The organism is Planctobacterium sp. AWH2_060 (genome assembly GCF_056158425.1).
This window is the reverse complement of the sequence record NZ_JBSWTG010000001.1, coordinates 2,242,787-2,259,427: the sequence shown is the minus strand read 5'-3', so window position 1 is coordinate 2,259,427 and position 16,641 is coordinate 2,242,787. Positions and strand designations below refer to the sequence as shown.

The following is a 16,641-nucleotide window of genomic DNA, read 5'->3' as shown; positions in this document are numbered from 1 at the left end:
AGTGGATGAAAATAGTATATGAGTAAAGTTAATTTGGTGGTTGTTGCACACCCCGACGACGAGATTTTAGGATTCGGTGCGACGGGAGCAAAATTGGTTCAGCATAACGAAATAGTGCAGCCTGTAATTCTCTGTGGTGATGCTGATGTTAGGCACAAGAGACCTTCCGATAATGAGCTATATAACGATACTTTAGCCGCCAACAAATTAATTGGATTTGATAAACCTGTATTGGGTCAATTCCCTAACATACGGATTAATACTGTACCACATTTGGAAGTCGTTCAGTTTATTGAGCAACAAATCCTGGCTTTTAAACCGCAACGAATTTTTACTCACCACCCCAACGATCTTAATGACGATCATGGCCAGGTTGCTCGGGCGTGCTTGGCGGCGAGTCGCTATTTTCAGCGTAGAGATGACATTCCTCCGTTACAATCTTTGCACTTTATGGAAATCCAGTCGGCTACCGACTGGGCGTTTGAGTATGGAAGTAACAACTTTAAAGCAAATTTATTCGTAGAAATTGAACATCAACTTCAGATCAAACTTGATGCATTGGCGTGTTATCGAAATGTGATGAGAGATTATCCACATCCAAGAAGCTATGAGGCTATAAGAGGACTCGCTGCTTATCGTGGTGGCCAATGCGGACAAAAATACTCTGAAGCCTTTCAAACCTGTTTTACTAGGGAGTTATAGCGTGTATCGCAACTATGGGAAACGCATCTTAGATATATTGGCAGCCTTTTGTGCGCTATTGTGGCTGTTACCGATAATGGTATTAATTGCTTTGTTGATAAAGATTTTTGATCCGGGCCCGGTACTTTTTGTTCAAGAGCGGGTGGGACGAAACGGTGCAACTTTTCGGTTTTATAAGTTTCGTTCAATGCCTGTAAATACTGGAAATCTTCCTTCAGATCAGCTTGGTAGTGTTAAATTAACGTGGGTCGGAAAGCTTATTCGGCGCACCAATATCGACGAGTTACCTCAATTGTTCAATATTGCTAAAGGTGACATGAGTATTGTTGGGCCAAGACCTCCTATCCCCTCACAAACGGAATTAGTGGAGAGGAGAGCGCAAAATGGGGCACTGGCAGCAAGGCCAGGTCTTACAGGTTTGGCTCAAATCAAGTCATTCGATGGCATGACGATCGCTCAAAAAGCGGAATTTGATGGAATATATGTTAGGGATGTGTCGTTTATAGGGGACATGGCCATTATTTTCGGAACCTTTGGCTATTTGTTAAAGCCACCTCCTGTTTACTAAGGGGCATTAAATGAATTTTGCATTTGTTACATGCGTTCAGATTGGCTTGTCCTGTATGGAAGCTATATATGATGCGGGTGGAAAGTTGGCTTTTGCTGTTACGCTGAAAGATGACCGTGCCGTAAATAAATCAGGCCGAGTTTACCTTGATAATTTCTGCCATAAGAACAACATAGACTTGCTTAAAGTGGATAACGTTAATGATAGCGAGGTGATGCAAGCTGTTGAGAAGCACAAAATTGACTGGTTATTCATTATTGGGTGGTCACAAATTGCTAAATCAGCGTTGCTGTCGTCGCCACAGCGCGGTGTATTAGGAATGCATCCCACGTTGTTACCAAAAGGAAGGGGGCGTGCTGCAATCCCTTGGGCGATTATTAAGAATCTAAAAAAAACCGGTGTAACATTGTTTAAGTTGGACGCTGGAGTTGATACAGGCCCCATTCTGGATCAAATAGAAATTTATTTGGATGAAAAAACTGATGCTACACAACTCTATACTGAAGTTGATGGCGCTCACGTCGCGTTGATAAAGCAAGTAATACCGAAATTACTATCCAATTCAGTAGAACTGCAACCTCAAGATGATTCCTTGGCAACTATTTGGCCGGGAAGAAAACCTGAAGATGGATTGATTGATGTTAATGGTTCAGTTGTCGACGCCGAAAGGTTAATCCGGGCCGTAACGAAACCTTACCCTGGCGCCTTTTTATTTTTAAAAAATCAAAAATATACCATTTGGAAGGCGAAGTTTGCTGACAAAAAAACACATTCAGACAGGCTTTATTTAGATTTTAAAGATGGAATGTTAGAAGTAGAGGACTGGGAAACAGAATCTATTTCTGCATGATTTGTTATACTTTTTTGGTAACTAAAAATCGGCATTTGTTTATTTGCGCTTGTGATGCATTTTCATAATAACGTATAATTTATGTGCGGAATTTAGCCGAATTTGTAATCAGATGACTGTGTAGTGTAATAAATAACACTAGTGATCATACATAAACGGTAAATTTACAAAGGCGCGTAAGCGAGTCAATGGTAATTGCAATTGTCAGAACAACACCAGGTTAACATAGTTTGAAAAAACTCATATTTAAATTTTTTGAAGTACCAAGAGTTGCGAAAAGGATTATAACTTTAACGATTGACGCCTGCTTTGTCGCGCTGGCAGTTTATTTAGCTTTTTATTTGCGCGTTGAGCATATGCATTACTGGTATGCCTCTGAGTTATATTTGTCGGTCGCTTTTACTGCATTCTTTTCAACGCTAATTTGGATGCAAATGGGCCTTTATCGCTCTGTGATACGCTTTATGACTAACAAAGCTTTTTATACCATTGTATTAGGCTGTGTAATGTCTGCTGTAGCATTCGTTTTGGCCGGTTTTGCACTGGAAGCCAAAATGCCAAGGTCGGTGCCGTTTATTTACTTCACCATACTGCTGCTGTTTGTTGGTGGTTCAAGGCTACTGGTTCGATCACTGATCAACTCACAACATAATTTAGGTAAAGAACCTGTTGTTATTTATGGAGCCGGTTCTTCTGGACGGCAACTTTGTTATTCGCTACAGCATGGTGCAGAGTACAACCCTGTTGCGTTTGTTGACGATAACAGAGACTTACAAAACACCATTATCTCCGGTATCAAAGTGCACCAACCTGCATCATTATCCGACATTATAAGGTCAGATGATGTCAAGAAAGTGCTGTTAGCCATTCCCAGTTGCTCTGGAAAAGTGAAAGCCAAAATTATTGAGCATATAGAAAGTTGCAATGTTGATGTGTTGACTATCCCCGGGTCTGCGGATTTGGTAAGTGGAAAATACCGGATAAGTGAGTTGCGTCAAGTCGCCATTGAAGACTTGTTGGGACGAGATTCCGTTGAACCTAATCAATTGCTGATGGAGAGAAATATCAGCGGAAAAAATATCTTGGTTACAGGGGCTGGTGGGTCAATTGGGGCTGAATTGTGTCGTCAAGTGGCGTCTCAGAAACCAGCGGTACTCGTGCTCTATGAAATGTCTGAGTTTTCTTTGTACTCCATAGAGAAGGAATTGAGAGAGAATATTGATGCCTTTGGTTCTGGTGTTACGATTGTTCCGATACTGGGCTCTGTATTGAATAAAAAACTACTAAGCGAGGTAGTCGCAACGTTTGACGTTCATACGGTCTTTCATGCAGCTGCCTACAAACACGTTCCAATGGTTGAGTTTAATGTAGCCGCTGGATTAAATAACAACGTGTGGGGGACGCTGAATGTTGCTCAAGTGTCCGTGGAGCAAAAGGTAGAAACGATGATACTTATCTCGACTGATAAGGCAGTGCGACCAACAAATGTTATGGGAGCGTCTAAACGTTTATCTGAGTTGGTTCTGCAAGCTTATTCCAAAGAGCAAACTCAAACTTGCTTTAGTATGGTGCGGTTTGGGAATGTCTTAGGTTCTTCTGGGTCTGTTGTACCTTTGTTCAAAAAGCAGATTGCGGCTGGTGGACCAGTAACAGTTACCCACCCGGAAATAACGCGCTTTTTTATGACGATTCCAGAAGCTGCCCAGTTAGTGATTCAAGCCGGTGGTTTGGCACAAGGTGGGGAGGTTTTTGTATTGGATATGGGGGAGTCAGTTAAGATCGATGATTTGGCCAGGAACTTAATACATTTAAGTGGGCTAAGCGTTCGCGATGAAACTACACCTGACGGCGATATTTCAATTGAATATTCTGGATTACGACCTGGAGAAAAACTTTACGAAGAGTTGTTGATAGGCGGTGATATTGAGGGAACTAGTCACAATCGAATTATGAAAGCGACCGAGGTCTCAATGACGCTTGCAGAATTACTCATGTTATTAGATGCACTGCAAGCAGCAATGCAGTGTAACAATGTTGAGGTAATACGGAAGCTACTTCAGGAAGCGCCGTTGGGCTACAAACCCTCGAGCAATAATGCTGATCTGTGCTCACTTAAAGTGCAACAAAATGCGCGTGTAGAGTTAGCACGTGAATCTGTTGTTCACTGAATGCGCTGCATAATGCGAAGCCCCCATACCTCTAGAATGTTATTTTGGTAAAACCGTTTTAGTGATCCCCTTTAATAAACCATGCTATGTAGGCAATGAATTAGATCACCTACAGGAAGCCATCAGTAAAAATCAATTGTCTGGTGGTGGGCATTTTGCCAAGTTGTGTGAAGCTAAATTAGAAGAAACTATTGGTTCTCTAGCTTGTTTGTTGACCCCGTCCTGCACTGCGGCGTTAGAAATGTGTGCTTTATTGTTGGATATTGGGCCTGGTGATGAAATAATCATGCCTAGTTATACTTTCGTCTCTACAGCAAATGCTTTTGTTTTAAGAGGGGCTGAAATTGTCTTTGTTGATATCAGACCTGATACGCTCAATATCAATGAAGATGCAATTGAAGCCGCGATAACCGCAAGAACCCGCGCTATTGTTGTAGTTCATTATGCTGGTATTGCTTGTGAAATGCACAAAATTTGTGAGCTGGCAGCGCAATATCATATCCCCTTGGTGGAAGATGCTGCACAAGCGATTGATTGTTTTTATGAAGGCAGACCATTGGGTTCTTTTGGGGATTTAGCGACTTTATCTTTTCACGGGACTAAAAACATCACGAGTGGTGGCGAAGGCGGAGCGCTACTAGTCAACAATTCTTCCTACGTAAAACGCGCTGAAATCCTTCGTGAAAAGGGCACCAATCGCAAGGCGTTTTTCCGTGGCGAAGTGGCGAAATATTCATGGGTGGATATTGGTTCTAGTTACCTACCCGGAGAGCTCCAGGCGGCATACTTATATGCGCAACTGATGTCTTTGCGGCAAATTACTTACCGCCGAAAAGAAGTTTGGGAAAGTTATTATCAAGCGCTTGTTCCTCTTGAAAAATCAGGTCTTATTTCTCTGCCTACAGTTCCAGAAGTCTGTACACATAATGCCCACATTTTTTATTTTCTGGTTCCAAATATGTTGAGAAGCAGGGTGCTGCAATCGCTAAAGTCAAAAGGGATCAGTGCTACGTTCCACTATGTACCACTGCATTCAAGTATAGCAGGTAACAAGAATGGGAGGTTTTGTGGACGTGATGAGTGGACTACTGACCTGAGTGAGCAATTGATTAGGTTGCCTATTTGGTATGGAATGGATGACAGTACAGTTCAATATATTGCTCAGAATACCTATATAACACTAAAGGAACTGTTGTGAATGACACCCTTTCTAAAATAGAAACAGGCTCGAAAAAGTATAAAAGTTTTTTTCTTACGGGCTTAACTTTGCTTCTGATTGTCATAGTCGCAGGGGCATTGCGCTACCATAAAATATTAGCTTCAAACATCTGGCTGGATGAAGCTTGGGTATTTATAGCTTTATTTAAAACAGATAGTGACTACTTACAACTCCTGTCAATTGCAGGGTTCTATAAGTTTTTTATCAGTATCTGTTCACATATCTTCGATATGTATCAATTAATTAACTTTAGAATTGTGAGTATCATTTTCGGTACTCTTACTAGCATGATGACTTATGTACTGGCAAGTAAGCTATCAAATTCAAAGTGTGCCTTTTTCGCAGCCATCTTAGTGGCTATTTCGCCACTGCAAATCACTTATTCACAAGATGCTTCTGTCTACATGTTTTGTACCTTTTTAGTGACACTTCAGTTTTTACTATATTGCTTTTGGGTAAGAAAATTTTCTATGAAGTTCGCCATCGCATTTGCATTGGTGTCATTGATCGCTATCAATACTCGCCCTCAGATTGTGTTTTTTACGTTTGTTTTGATGGTATCCGCTTTATTTATCAGCGGAGCAATAACAAAACACAAAATAAAGTCAATCTTGCTCGCAACTGTAATTATGTCGCCTTCTCTTATTGCGGTATTGGAAGCCATTTCATTTGTTAATTTAACTGGTGAAGTTGCAAAAAAAGCTATCGATAGCGAAGCAATCAATAGTGTTTATCAGTTGATTGGTTCTGCACTATTCAACTTGCCAAATTTTGTTACTGTTTATGCGCCTCGCACTGATATAACCTCATTTTATGACTACCTTGACCCAATCAGACTAGGCTTTTTTGCTTTGTTGTTTGGTGCGGTAATTTTTTTCTTAATTCGAAAAAATAAATTATTGGTAATTCTTTCAGTGTCAATTGTCTTTTCTGTGGTATTGATATCTTATAGTATGTTGCAGTCCGCACAGTATTTTGAACGTTATTTACTTATATTCCAACCTTTGACAATCGTTATTATTACCACCTTTTGTGGTAATTTATACGTCATGGAACGTAGGACGTTAACCATAACTATACCGATCGGCGTCATAACATTACTTATGTGGGGGCACTTTGCATTAAGTTCATCATATGGTGATCAAATAACGTGGAAACCGGCCAACAACAATGCCTTTAATGCGATAAAAAGCCACCTGTCTAAGGATATTAAATCAGCCTGTTTAGTCCCCTATTTTTTTGAATGGTCCATTGCCAGGTATTTTCTACACAATGAACCAAACGTACAATTGCAAGAAAGTACTTTCGATTTTTTTAATGATCTGGACAATGCTGTGAGATTGCCAAATGAACAATATTTGGAACTGACATTACAGCAGGTTCAAAGCGTTCAAGATGACAATTTTGAACAGATATTTATCTACACCCGTCGGGGGCGCAATATGCTACCAGATATTGAGCAAAAACTGGCGGGTGGATATACGGTGTCAACCATATATCAAGTAGGTGATGTCGTTGTGCAACGATATGTTCAATCTAAATGAAACGCTCTATGTATTAATGATTAAATACGCTGGATAACCGTTTTACATTGGTCGGTGTTATTTGACGACATACTGTTCAGTAGGTGACAGTAGAGCGGGCTCAGGTTCACAACCGACGGTCTGTTTTTAATTTCCGATGGCAATACACCTGAGATAGCAATGATAAGAAATTACGCCACCTATACCCTGATCAATATCATCAATATTGGGGTCAGCCTTATTTTGATGGTGTTTTTTGTCAATAAGCTTTCGCCAGAGGATTATTCTGTCTTTGGCGTTTACGCTGCATTTCTTTCAATTGCCATAGTATTTATTAATTTTGGTCATAAAGAGGCCGTATTTAAATGCAGTAGCAAACGGCAAACTGAGCCCTTGCTGTTCAACTGTATAACAGCCATTCGCCTAGTATTAATTGGTGCCTGTGTTTTTTTAATTGTAGGTGTGTTTAATATCCAGTTGATGTTGGCCGCTTTTTATCTACTGTCTATGCATCTTTTACAGTTAATGGCTTCAATTAATCGAGGCTATGGACATATTTTTAAGGATGCCGGGGCCATTTTAATGTATCGCATTGGTTGGTTATTATTTGCCGTTTGTTTGTATTATTTGTCTGGCCAAAAGCTAACCGCTTCCCACGTTTTTTTAGCGGGAACCATGGTCGCTATCTTGCTGCTCCCATTTATTGCAAAAAAAGAATGGATACTTTGCCCAAAAAGTAATGAGTCAAGAGATTCGAAGGTCGTGAGATTCACAACTTTGAAACGGTTTTTCCTTATTGAATTGCTGACAACGGCCTATTTAAAAGTGGATGTCATAATATTAAAGTTGACAGACTATGACGCTATCGATATTTCAAGCTATTACCTGTCAGTGCAGCTTCTCGAAGCTTCGTTGTTACTAATGGCACCTATGGCTTATTTGTTTTATAACTTAGCTAACAGCGCCTTAAATAAAAATAATGAGTTTGATATCCTTAAACCGGCAGCGCTGACATTTTCTGTGGCCGCTTTTGGCGTCTACATTTGGTATTTGACTGGTGAATGGTTGCTTGCATTATTTTTTCCTCAATATACCGCCTCGTTTTCCTTATCATTGCTTCTACTAAGCTCAGCCATTCCTGCCAGTATTAATATGGTTCTATCTTACCAGGTTGTGGCCAGAAATTTAGAGCATAGCTATCTCATTATTGTATGTGTTGGTTTGTGTTCTATGGTAGTAGCCACCTTATTTTGGGAAGGTATTATAAATGTTCACTCCCCAGCACTTGGCAAATTATTAGCTGAAATTATTATGTGCGCTGCGTTTACATTTATTCTGGTAAGAAATCACAGAAGAAGTAGCGGAAATCATAATATCCATTAACCCCTGCACTGAACAGTAAAAAAGCATTTTTAAAAGGTATACTGACATGAAGATAATTGTAATTGGGGCAGGTTTAGCTGCAGAAACGCTTGGGGCTTACCTTGCTTCAGATCCGCGGTATGATCTCGTTGCGTTTGCAGTAGAAAAACAATTTATAACTGTTCAATCACTGCTTGGGTTACCGGTAGTAGCAATTGAGACAATGCATGAACAGTTCAATTGTCGTGACTATAATGCTGTAATGGCAGTCGGGTACAGTGAGTTAAATGATTTACGGGCTAAACTTTTCAACCAAGTCAGAGGTATAGGCTATGAAGTTGAGACCTACATTCATCCTGACGCGAAGGTGTATTCTGATAACATAGGTGAAGGGACTGTTGTGATGCCGAATTCTGTAGTAGAAGCAAATGCAACAGTCGGGCTTAATGTGGTGGTTTGGGCTAACTGTGTGGTAGGCCACCATTCAATTATTGAAGACCACGCCTGGCTTGCTTCAGGAACCGTAGTGGGTGGTGCCTCAAAAGTTGGCGCGTATAGTTTTTTAGGTATCAATACCACTATTGCGAATGATATAACTATTGCCAAGAAAAACTTGATAGGTGCCAATACAGGTATCTTTAAACATACGCAACCCGATCAAGTTTATTTGAGTCCGCAAGGAGAAAACCTGCGATATACTGCCACTGAATACGCAAGATTTGCTTTAAAATGAGGAAGAGATGAAAAATACGAGTGAAAGCAAATTAATTGAAGTGATAGCTGGAGTACTAATGATTCCTATATCCCAAATTGATGAACAAACTGAAATGGATAATGTACCAGGATGGGATTCATTAAAACACATGAAGCTTATTGCAGAGTTGGAAAATAACTATGAAATTACCTTTCAGATGGTAGAAATAATGAATATGCGTTCGGTACAAACCATTATCAAAACCATGCATGATAAAGGGGTAGTAGGGTGTTAAGCACCGAGCCAAAAGTGGCAATAGTGTCAGGAAGTTCGGGTGATTTGGGAACAGCAATTGTTGCTTTTTTAGTATCAATGGGTAACAGTGTCGTGGGGTTTGACTTAAACCCCCCTGCTGCAGAGCAAAATAAAAAATATGAGTATGTTCGCGTTGATTTGACCGATGAAGCGCAAACAAAACAGGCGGTTGACTATGTGGACTCTAAATATGGTCAGATTAATATCTTAATAAACGCTGCTGGTCTAATTCATAGTAAAGCGCTAATAAACCTCACCGGTAACAATGAACTGCGTCACAGCATCGAGTCTTTTAGGCACGTCATTGAGGTTAATTTAACGTCGACTTTTCTACTAGGTTCGTTGGTTTCAGAAAAGATGCTGAACAAAAGAGTACAAGGACGGATTGTCAATGTCAGTTCGATATCTGCAAAAGGTCCTGCTGGACAAAGCGCCTATGCGTCGGCAAAAGCCGGTGTGGAGGCCCTTACCAAAGTGTGGGCAAAGGAATTAGGTGGATTTGGGATAACGGTAAATGCTATTTCGCCAGGTTACATCAATACACCTTCGACCGAGCGAGCATTGTCTGTTGCTAATCTTCAACAAATTCGAGGCGAAATTCCCATTAGGCGCCTTGGAAGTGTTGACAACATATGTCAGGGAATTGAATACCTCATATGTAATGATTATGCCAATGGGAGTATCCTTGCTGTCGATGGTGGAATGGTAGTTTGAAACCCTTTATTTCGGTGAATGCAATCCAAGTCAGGACGCTTTGGAAGCAATATCAATACGAGATTCAATTTTTCGCAATTATTGGTGCTGTGATTGAGGGGAAGCAAAAGGGATATATATATTTTCATCCAAAAACGCACTCTTATTTGGTTATTCATCGTTTTGGCTTTAGTCAAATTGTGCCTTCTCAATCGACGGACGATGTTTATCAAGATATCGCAAATGTGATCAGAAACAAGTTAATTCCACTCCCTGAAAAGCTTAGGTTGTACGGTACGCCCAGTTGGGCAAACGAGGTGATGAACGGACAGCTTTCAGAGCGGGTGCAGTGGGAACTGGCATCGGGGTCGGAAGTGGTAGCAGATGTAAGGTTCAAACATGGTGATATTAAAAAAATTGATCGGTTGGCAATCAGTGCGATTAGAGGAGCTCTTGGCATAGAGCTTGGCACGCAATTTTGGTCAACTCCTGATGATTTATTAACCGGAAGTGTGGGTTGTTACGCAATAGGCCATAATGGCGATGTCATGGGTGTCTGTTACGGCGCGGCAGTCAGTAATAACTGTATCGAAACTGATATATACGTTGATGAGCGATATAGATCTGGTGGTGTTGCAATAGAACTTGGAAAGCACTATATCAGAGAATGCAGAAAAAGAGGTTTGGCAGTAAAGTGGGATTGTTATACCAACAACAAGGCATCCATGTCCTTAGCGAAAAGGCTTGGATTTACTCCATTGTCTCCTTATCCACATTCCACCATTAACGTTAACAAATAAATAATCAACCGATGATGTATTGTAATTTGGCAGAACAATTCGATGCCCTGCTTGCCAACAAGGAGATTGCGCAAGGTCAAGCTATTCTGGATATATCGTTTCAGGAGCTCGCATTAAAAGCTGGACGGCTGCTATCATTTTTTGAGTCAGAACGAATAGAATATGGCGATGTAATTGCCATTGCTTCAACAAAATGTGTTGATGATTATGCACTTATAGTGGCATGTATATACAAAGGGGTGGTATACACGCATATAGATGACAAAAATCCCATTGATAGAATTAATGAGATTCTTGAGCAGTGTCAGGCAAAGCGAGTATTCTGTTCCGTAAACGATGTCAGTGCAACTGTGCCATCAATCAAGTATGAGGATATATATCGAAGAGTCGCAAACGGTAAGCTTGAAAAGAGTGAGAATCTAGATGGCAGTAGTATCGCCTATATTATGTTTACATCGGGTTCAACGGGTCGCCCCAAAGGGGTAGCGGTAACTCATCAGAATATTTTGCATTTTAGTAGCTGGGTTAAAGACAGGTTTCAAATCACTCCACAAGATAACTTAGCTCAGATAAGCCCTTTATATTTTGATAATTCGGTGTTTGACATCTTTGGCGGCTTGTTTAATGGAGCTGCGCTCTCTCCGGTGTCACAAGAGTTAATTAAAAATATCCCCAAATTACTTGCTTACATTGATCAATTTGAATCGACAATCATATTTGCTGTGCCTAGCTTCTTTATTTACTTATTAAAAATGCGGGCGTTAAGCAACGATGTATTCACCAGTATTCGCACCATTGCCTTTGGTGGTGAAGGGTTTATAAAGTCAGAACTGAAAAAATTATACGATCTCTACCAGCATCGTGCTGAATTGGTCAATGTCTATGGTCCTACTGAATGCACATGTATATGCTCGAGTCATACTATTGTTGAGGAAGATTTTAATGACATGACGAGGCTGACAACACTTGGTCAGATTAATCGAAATGTTTCCTATTTAGTTATAAATGGAGCTGGCGAAGTCGACCAGGAAGGTGAATTATGGTTATTAGGTCCGCTAGTCGCACTAGGATACTATGGCGATGAAGAGAAAACCCGCCATGCTTTCGAACCGTTAACAGGGTATGGTCATTATAAAAAGCCTTGTTATAAAACTGGAGACCGAGTTAAGCGTATTAACAATGAGCTCCATTTTCTAGGAAGAGTTGATAACCAAATAAAACATATGGGTTATCGTATCGAACTTGAAGAAATTGAAGCTCGTTTGTTACGGTTGAAGGAAGTACAGCAGGTGATTGTGGGGTATCGACAAGTCGTTGAAGCACCGGGTGAAATAGTGGCATTTGTATTGCCATCCGGCTCTTTTATCGATGAGGCGGCGCTTTATTTTGAGGCTCTCAAAATTTTACCGACCTACATGGTGCCAGGTCGTTTTGTTTCCATCGAAACCTTTCCTAAGAACTCCAATGGCAAGGTATCTCGAAAACTACTAATGAAAGCCCATTTTCCGGATTAACATGATTAAACTAGAAGTTAATTAATTCCATGAACGTTCCCGCTATCAGCATTGTAACCACGATGTATCACTCTCAAGAATACATTAATCAGTTCTATCGACGCAGTCTTGCACAGTTAAAATCGCTGGGCATTGATGACTACGAATTTATTTTCGTTGATGATGGATCACCGGATAACAGTTTAGCGATAGCCAAAGAGCTTATTATCCAGGATAGTAGTGTAAGAGTTGTCGAATTGTCTCAAAATTATGGGCATAACAAAGCGATAATGGCGGGGCTGGAAGCTAGTGTTGGCCAATATGTTTTTTTGATTGACCTGGACCTGGAAGAACCGCCAGAGCTGCTTGAGCAATTTTGGCAGCGAATGTATGACCCTACCAAAAACGATGTCGATGTTTTGTTTGGCGTTCAAAAAACAAGAAAAGGTGGGCTTGCTGAGAGGTTTTCAGGGGATTGGTATTATAAGATTTTTAATCTTTTATCTGATGACGTTTCGATTCCAGAAAATGTAAGTACAGTAAGGTTGATGAAAAAAGAAGTTGTTACACAGCTATTAAATTTCAAAGAACATGAGTTTTATTTTGGTGCTGCGTGTGCCCAAGTGGGGTACCAGCAAGAAGCTATCTATTTTCAGAAAAAATCAAGTTCGCCAACTACGTACCCATTTTTTAAAAAATATAATTTATTTATCAATAGCATTTTTTCTTACAGTAAAAAGCCACTTTATTTAATATTTTATACAGGTTTTTTGATCACGCTGTTTTCATTTGCGTTTGGTACTTACATGATTATTCGTAAATTATTTTATGGTGCTGTATTGGATGGTTGGACCGGAATTATGGTGTCAATCTGGTTTTTTAGCGGGACGATAATTCTTTTTCTTGGAGTAATCGCCATATACTTATCGAAAATGTTCTCGCAGACAAAACATCACCCTTTTGTGGTTGTAAAAACGATCCATGGAAAAAAAAGGTAAAGAAACATTAACAATTGCCAGGAGTACCAGTTATCAATATCTGCCGAGCCGATCTATTCTTGCGGATAATGTGCAGTCATGTCGCTACCTTTAGCTTCGAAAACGCTTTTATTTTGATGTGCAGCCTGCTTTATAAGCGCAATGGAAGTATATGGTCGATATAGCTTCGATGAGTTCAGGGTTGCACTTGGCTGATAATGGTATCTGGTGTGCAAAAAGTATTGAGAAAATATCCTATCCTGAGTCTGGAAATGAAATTTTGCGCGCAATCGAAGATGAATCGTTTTGGTTTAAACATCGTAATCGTTGTTTAGTCGAAGTGGTGAAAAATCATGATCCTCATAAAAATGAGACCATATTTGATATTGGCGGGGAAAATGGATGTGTGTCGACTGCATTAATGAATGCTGGCTATGATATGGTCTTGGTTGAACCCGGAATGACTGGAGCATTAAATGCTCAGGCAAGGGGGATTAAGAATGTTGTTTGTGCAACTACGAATACGGCTAAGTTTCACGATGCATCTTTGCCTGCTGTCGGTCTGTTTGACGTCATAGAGCATGTCGAAAATGATGCTGGCTTCTTAAGCTCAATCAAAAGATTGATGGTAAATGAAGGGCTATTATATGTAACGGTACCAGCTTATCCTTTTCTATGGTCTCGGAAAGATATTGCGGCAGGCCATTATCGCAGGTACAGTTTAAGACAAATATGTAATGTTTTAGAGTCTGTCGGTTTTCATATAGAATTCGCTTCCAATTTTTTTTAGGTTTCTTCCTTTACCCATATTCTTATTGAGGGCATTGCCCTATCGGTTAGGGGGCTCAAAAAGTGGGAAGCCGTCCATTGCTAAAGATCATAGGACGAAGAGTGGAAACGATAAAAACATAATCGAGCGATTGCTTGCACCGGAAATAGAAAAATTAAGTCGAGGTGAATCAATGCCGTTTGGTGGCAGCTGTTTAGTTGTAGCGAAGTCACTTTAAAGGCCGTAAGTGGGACCTTTGTTGTTATTTGAGAAAAATGAGGTCGCATCTACTAGTTTTCTCAAATAGAATTTCAATTAAAAACGTTTTTAAGTGCTTCGAGAAATGAACAAAAATTTAGTATATAAATGTACTATTTGCGACAGTGTAATGACCATTCTTGACGATGGATTATCCTGTGAAAATGGCCATTTTGTTGAGTCTTTGCCAACTAAAATAGAGTCGTTACAAGTTCCTAATTTTGCCAGTTTTGAGGAAAATGCGAACGAATACAGTGTGTGCAACGCGGCAGAGTTTCACGACAATGCTTTGAATTGGTTATTCGCTACATTTGGTGGTGATGAAAAGAGCTTAAGGTCGCAGTTAGTTCAAAAGCTGAGATTAGAAGCTGGTCAAAAGGTTTTGATAACAGGAGCGGGGGCAGGGAACGATTTGCCTTTTATTGCCAGTGAAATTGGACTAAATGGTGAGATTGTAGCGCTTGATTATGCTAAACAAATGTTGTTGTCGGCCGCTGAAAGGTCTCAACATTATTATGGACTCGAACAATTTAATATCGAGTTTTGTCTTGCTGATGCGACTGACTTGCCTTTTTTTGATGATTATTTTGATTGTGCATACCATTTTGGGGGGATCAATCTATTCTCATCAATTGCTAAAGGTTTCTCTGAAATGGATCGCGTTGTAAAGCCGGGTGGGAAGGTCCTGGTTTGTGATGAAGGGTTAGCCCCTTGGTTAAAGCAAAGCGAATTGGGTAAAATGTTGATCAACAACAATCCACTATATGCTTATGACGTACCCCTTGTGCATATTCCAGCGACTGCCAGAGATGTAAACGTTTCTTGGGTGGTTAGTAACTGTTTTTATGTAATTGATTATGTGGTAGGTGACGGGCTTCCTGATGTGGATATAGACGTGGTTCACCTTGGAACCCGTGGCGGTTCAATTCGTAAACGTTATTTCGGGCAATTGGAAGGTGTAGACATCCAACTGAAAGACTTAGTATATAAAAAAGCAATGGAGCTGGGCGTTAGTCGAGTTGATTTGTTGGAAAAACTACTTAAAAGTGGATTAAAAGACTTATAAAGCGCGCATTTTTGAATTTCAGTAAATTCACTGCATTAACTTTTGGTATTCTTGTTGAGAACTAAGATATCAGTGTTTAGTCTAAGTTATAGCGTTTCTGGTGTTCTTGTGAGCTTCACACAACAACAAAATAATGTTTCTGAGGCGCGTCTTCGGTGGGGTTGAAAAGCATTATACTGTGTCAGGCGTTTTTTGATTTATCGCTGCATAGATGCCGGAGATTAGAATAACGCCAGAGCTGTTATCGAACCCCACCAGACCTTCAAACATCCGTTTTGTCTAAATGCTTTTAATCTCCCACTGAGGGAGCAAATGTTTATTGGAATGGGTGTAACACAAATTGATTATTTTCAACAAAGTGCCCTTTTGTTTTCTGAGTTAGGTATATGCATTTCCATTCTGTATTAGGTAGGAACAATCAAAGTGGTTAATAACAAAGCGATTAAATCGAAAGTTGTTGCGATCTCGCAATCTAACTACATTCCATGGAAAGGCTATTTTGATTTTATCAATCAAGTTGATGAGTTTGTAATTTATGATGAAATGCAGTACACCCGCAGAGACTGGCGAAACAGGAATAAGATAAAATATTTAAATGAGACGAAATGGTTGTCTATCCCTGTAAAAGTGAAAGGGAATTACCACTCGCCCATCAATGCAATGCAGTTAAGTGATCCTGGCTGGTCAAAACGGCATCTGGATACAATTAAACAAGCCTATCGCCTTGCCCCCTATTTTAAATGGTTAATGCCGCACGTTGAGTTTTGGTATGAACAGGTGAGAGTGTGTAGATATTTAACCGATGTCAACGTGCAGATGTTAAAACAGATATGCGGATTTTTGAAAATAGAAACAAAAATAACGACTTCAGTTGATATTGATATGGAAAAAGAAAGAACATTGAGGTTGGTGGAAATGTGCAAAAAATTGGGTGCAACCGATTATCTATCAGGCCCTGCAGCTAAAACCTATTTGAATACTGCGCTTTTAAAAGAGTCAAACATCTCGGTGAGATGGATGGACTATTCTTCTTACCCGGAATATGAGCAATTATCTCCACCATTCGAACATGGCGTCTCTATTCTGGATGTACTTTTTAATTGTGGCCCAAGAAGTTCAGAATATATTTTCATAAAAAAACGATGAAATCATGGCCTAAATGCCAGGGCTTTTTAATAATCAAA

The 16,641-nt window shown here is 40.0% G+C and carries 16 protein-coding genes; all 16 read left to right on the top strand.

Annotated elements, in window-relative coordinates:
• Nucleotides 1-18: 18 nt before the first annotated feature.
• The 16 genes from ACXAD8_RS09550 (at nt 19) to ACXAD8_RS09475 (ending at nt 16,603) form a co-directional block, all read left to right on the top strand.
• Nucleotides 19-702 (top strand): PIG-L deacetylase family protein, encoded by a 684-nt coding sequence (locus ACXAD8_RS09550; RefSeq protein ID WP_475227733.1) that lies wholly within the window; start codon nt 19-21, stop codon nt 700-702.
• Nucleotide 703: 1 nt separating this feature from the next.
• The gene (locus ACXAD8_RS09545) at nt 704-1,270 is read left to right on the top strand and encodes a sugar transferase (RefSeq protein WP_475227730.1); all 567 of its coding nucleotides are present in this window, start codon (nt 704-706) and stop codon (nt 1,268-1,270) included.
• 10 nt (nt 1,271-1,280) lie between these two features.
• Nucleotides 1,281-2,120, top strand: coding sequence for a formyltransferase family protein (locus ACXAD8_RS09540; protein WP_475227728.1), 840 nt, complete (start codon nt 1,281-1,283; stop codon nt 2,118-2,120).
• A gap of 230 nt (nt 2,121-2,350) precedes the next feature.
• Nucleotides 2,351-4,288 carry a polysaccharide biosynthesis protein gene (locus ACXAD8_RS09535; RefSeq protein ID WP_475227725.1) on the top strand — a complete coding sequence of 646 codons (1,938 nt, stop codon included), beginning with the start codon at nt 2,351-2,353 and terminating at the stop codon, nt 4,286-4,288.
• 61 nt (nt 4,289-4,349) lie between these two features.
• Nucleotides 4,350-5,486, top strand: a complete 1,137-nt coding sequence (rffA, locus tag ACXAD8_RS09530; RefSeq protein WP_475227722.1) for a dTDP-4-amino-4,6-dideoxygalactose transaminase — start codon at nt 4,350-4,352, stop codon at nt 5,484-5,486.
• A complete protein-coding gene (locus ACXAD8_RS09525; protein ID WP_475227719.1) occupies nt 5,483-7,051 on the top strand; it encodes a glycosyltransferase family 39 protein in 1,569 nt (522 codons plus the stop codon). The genes rffA and ACXAD8_RS09525 overlap by 4 nt, the downstream gene beginning before the upstream one ends.
• A gap of 159 nt (nt 7,052-7,210) precedes the next feature.
• Complete coding sequence (locus ACXAD8_RS09520) at nt 7,211-8,413, top strand: lipopolysaccharide biosynthesis protein (RefSeq protein WP_475227716.1); 1,203 nt, start codon at nt 7,211-7,213, stop codon at nt 8,411-8,413.
• Between the two features lie 46 nt (nt 8,414-8,459).
• A complete protein-coding gene (locus ACXAD8_RS09515) occupies nt 8,460-9,125 on the top strand; it encodes an acetyltransferase (protein ID WP_475227713.1) in 666 nt (221 codons plus the stop codon).
• A gap of 7 nt (nt 9,126-9,132) precedes the next feature.
• On the top strand, nt 9,133-9,381 hold the full coding sequence (locus ACXAD8_RS09510; protein ID WP_475227711.1) for an acyl carrier protein: 249 nt from the start codon (nt 9,133-9,135) through the stop codon (nt 9,379-9,381).
• Nucleotides 9,375-10,115, top strand: a complete 741-nt coding sequence (locus ACXAD8_RS09505; RefSeq protein WP_475227708.1) for an SDR family NAD(P)-dependent oxidoreductase — start codon at nt 9,375-9,377, stop codon at nt 10,113-10,115. Before ACXAD8_RS09510 ends, ACXAD8_RS09505 begins: the two co-directional genes overlap by 7 nt.
• On the top strand, nt 10,112-10,894 hold the full coding sequence (locus ACXAD8_RS09500; RefSeq protein WP_475227705.1) for a GNAT family N-acetyltransferase: 783 nt from the start codon (nt 10,112-10,114) through the stop codon (nt 10,892-10,894). Before ACXAD8_RS09505 ends, ACXAD8_RS09500 begins: the two co-directional genes overlap by 4 nt.
• Before the next feature lie 26 nt (nt 10,895-10,920).
• The gene (locus ACXAD8_RS09495) at nt 10,921-12,408 is read left to right on the top strand and encodes an AMP-binding protein (RefSeq protein WP_475227702.1); all 1,488 of its coding nucleotides are present in this window, start codon (nt 10,921-10,923) and stop codon (nt 12,406-12,408) included.
• Between the two features lie 29 nt (nt 12,409-12,437).
• Nucleotides 12,438-13,385, top strand: a complete 948-nt coding sequence (locus ACXAD8_RS09490) for a glycosyltransferase family 2 protein (RefSeq protein ID WP_475227699.1) — start codon at nt 12,438-12,440, stop codon at nt 13,383-13,385.
• A gap of 151 nt (nt 13,386-13,536) precedes the next feature.
• Nucleotides 13,537-14,154, top strand: a complete 618-nt coding sequence (locus ACXAD8_RS09485; protein ID WP_475227696.1) for a class I SAM-dependent methyltransferase — start codon at nt 13,537-13,539, stop codon at nt 14,152-14,154.
• 322 nt (nt 14,155-14,476) lie between these two features.
• Complete coding sequence (locus tag ACXAD8_RS09480) at nt 14,477-15,457, top strand: class I SAM-dependent methyltransferase (protein WP_475227693.1); 981 nt, start codon at nt 14,477-14,479, stop codon at nt 15,455-15,457.
• A 423-nt stretch (nt 15,458-15,880) separates the two neighbouring features.
• A complete protein-coding gene (locus ACXAD8_RS09475; protein ID WP_475227691.1) occupies nt 15,881-16,603 on the top strand; it encodes a WbqC family protein in 723 nt (240 codons plus the stop codon).
• Nucleotides 16,604-16,641 lie beyond the last annotated feature (38 nt).

What these genes read in the sequence shown, in the direction of transcription:
- ACXAD8_RS09550 (WP_475227733.1), top strand. Translation starts at nt 19, where the DNA reads ATGAGTAAAGTTAATTTGGTGGTTGTTGCACACCCCGACGACGAGATT.
- ACXAD8_RS09540 (WP_475227728.1), top strand. Translation starts at nt 1,281, where the DNA reads ATGAATTTTGCATTTGTTACATGCGTTCAGATTGGCTTGTCCTGTATG.
- ACXAD8_RS09520 (WP_475227716.1), top strand. Translation starts at nt 7,211, where the DNA reads ATGATAAGAAATTACGCCACCTATACCCTGATCAATATCATCAATATT.
- ACXAD8_RS09515 (WP_475227713.1), top strand. Translation starts at nt 8,460, where the DNA reads ATGAAGATAATTGTAATTGGGGCAGGTTTAGCTGCAGAAACGCTTGGG.
- ACXAD8_RS09510 (WP_475227711.1), top strand. Translation starts at nt 9,133, where the DNA reads ATGAAAAATACGAGTGAAAGCAAATTAATTGAAGTGATAGCTGGAGTA.
- ACXAD8_RS09490 (WP_475227699.1), top strand. Translation starts at nt 12,438, where the DNA reads ATGAACGTTCCCGCTATCAGCATTGTAACCACGATGTATCACTCTCAA.
- ACXAD8_RS09485 (WP_475227696.1), top strand. Translation starts at nt 13,537, where the DNA reads ATGGTCGATATAGCTTCGATGAGTTCAGGGTTGCACTTGGCTGATAAT.
- ACXAD8_RS09480 (WP_475227693.1), top strand. Translation starts at nt 14,477, where the DNA reads ATGAACAAAAATTTAGTATATAAATGTACTATTTGCGACAGTGTAATG.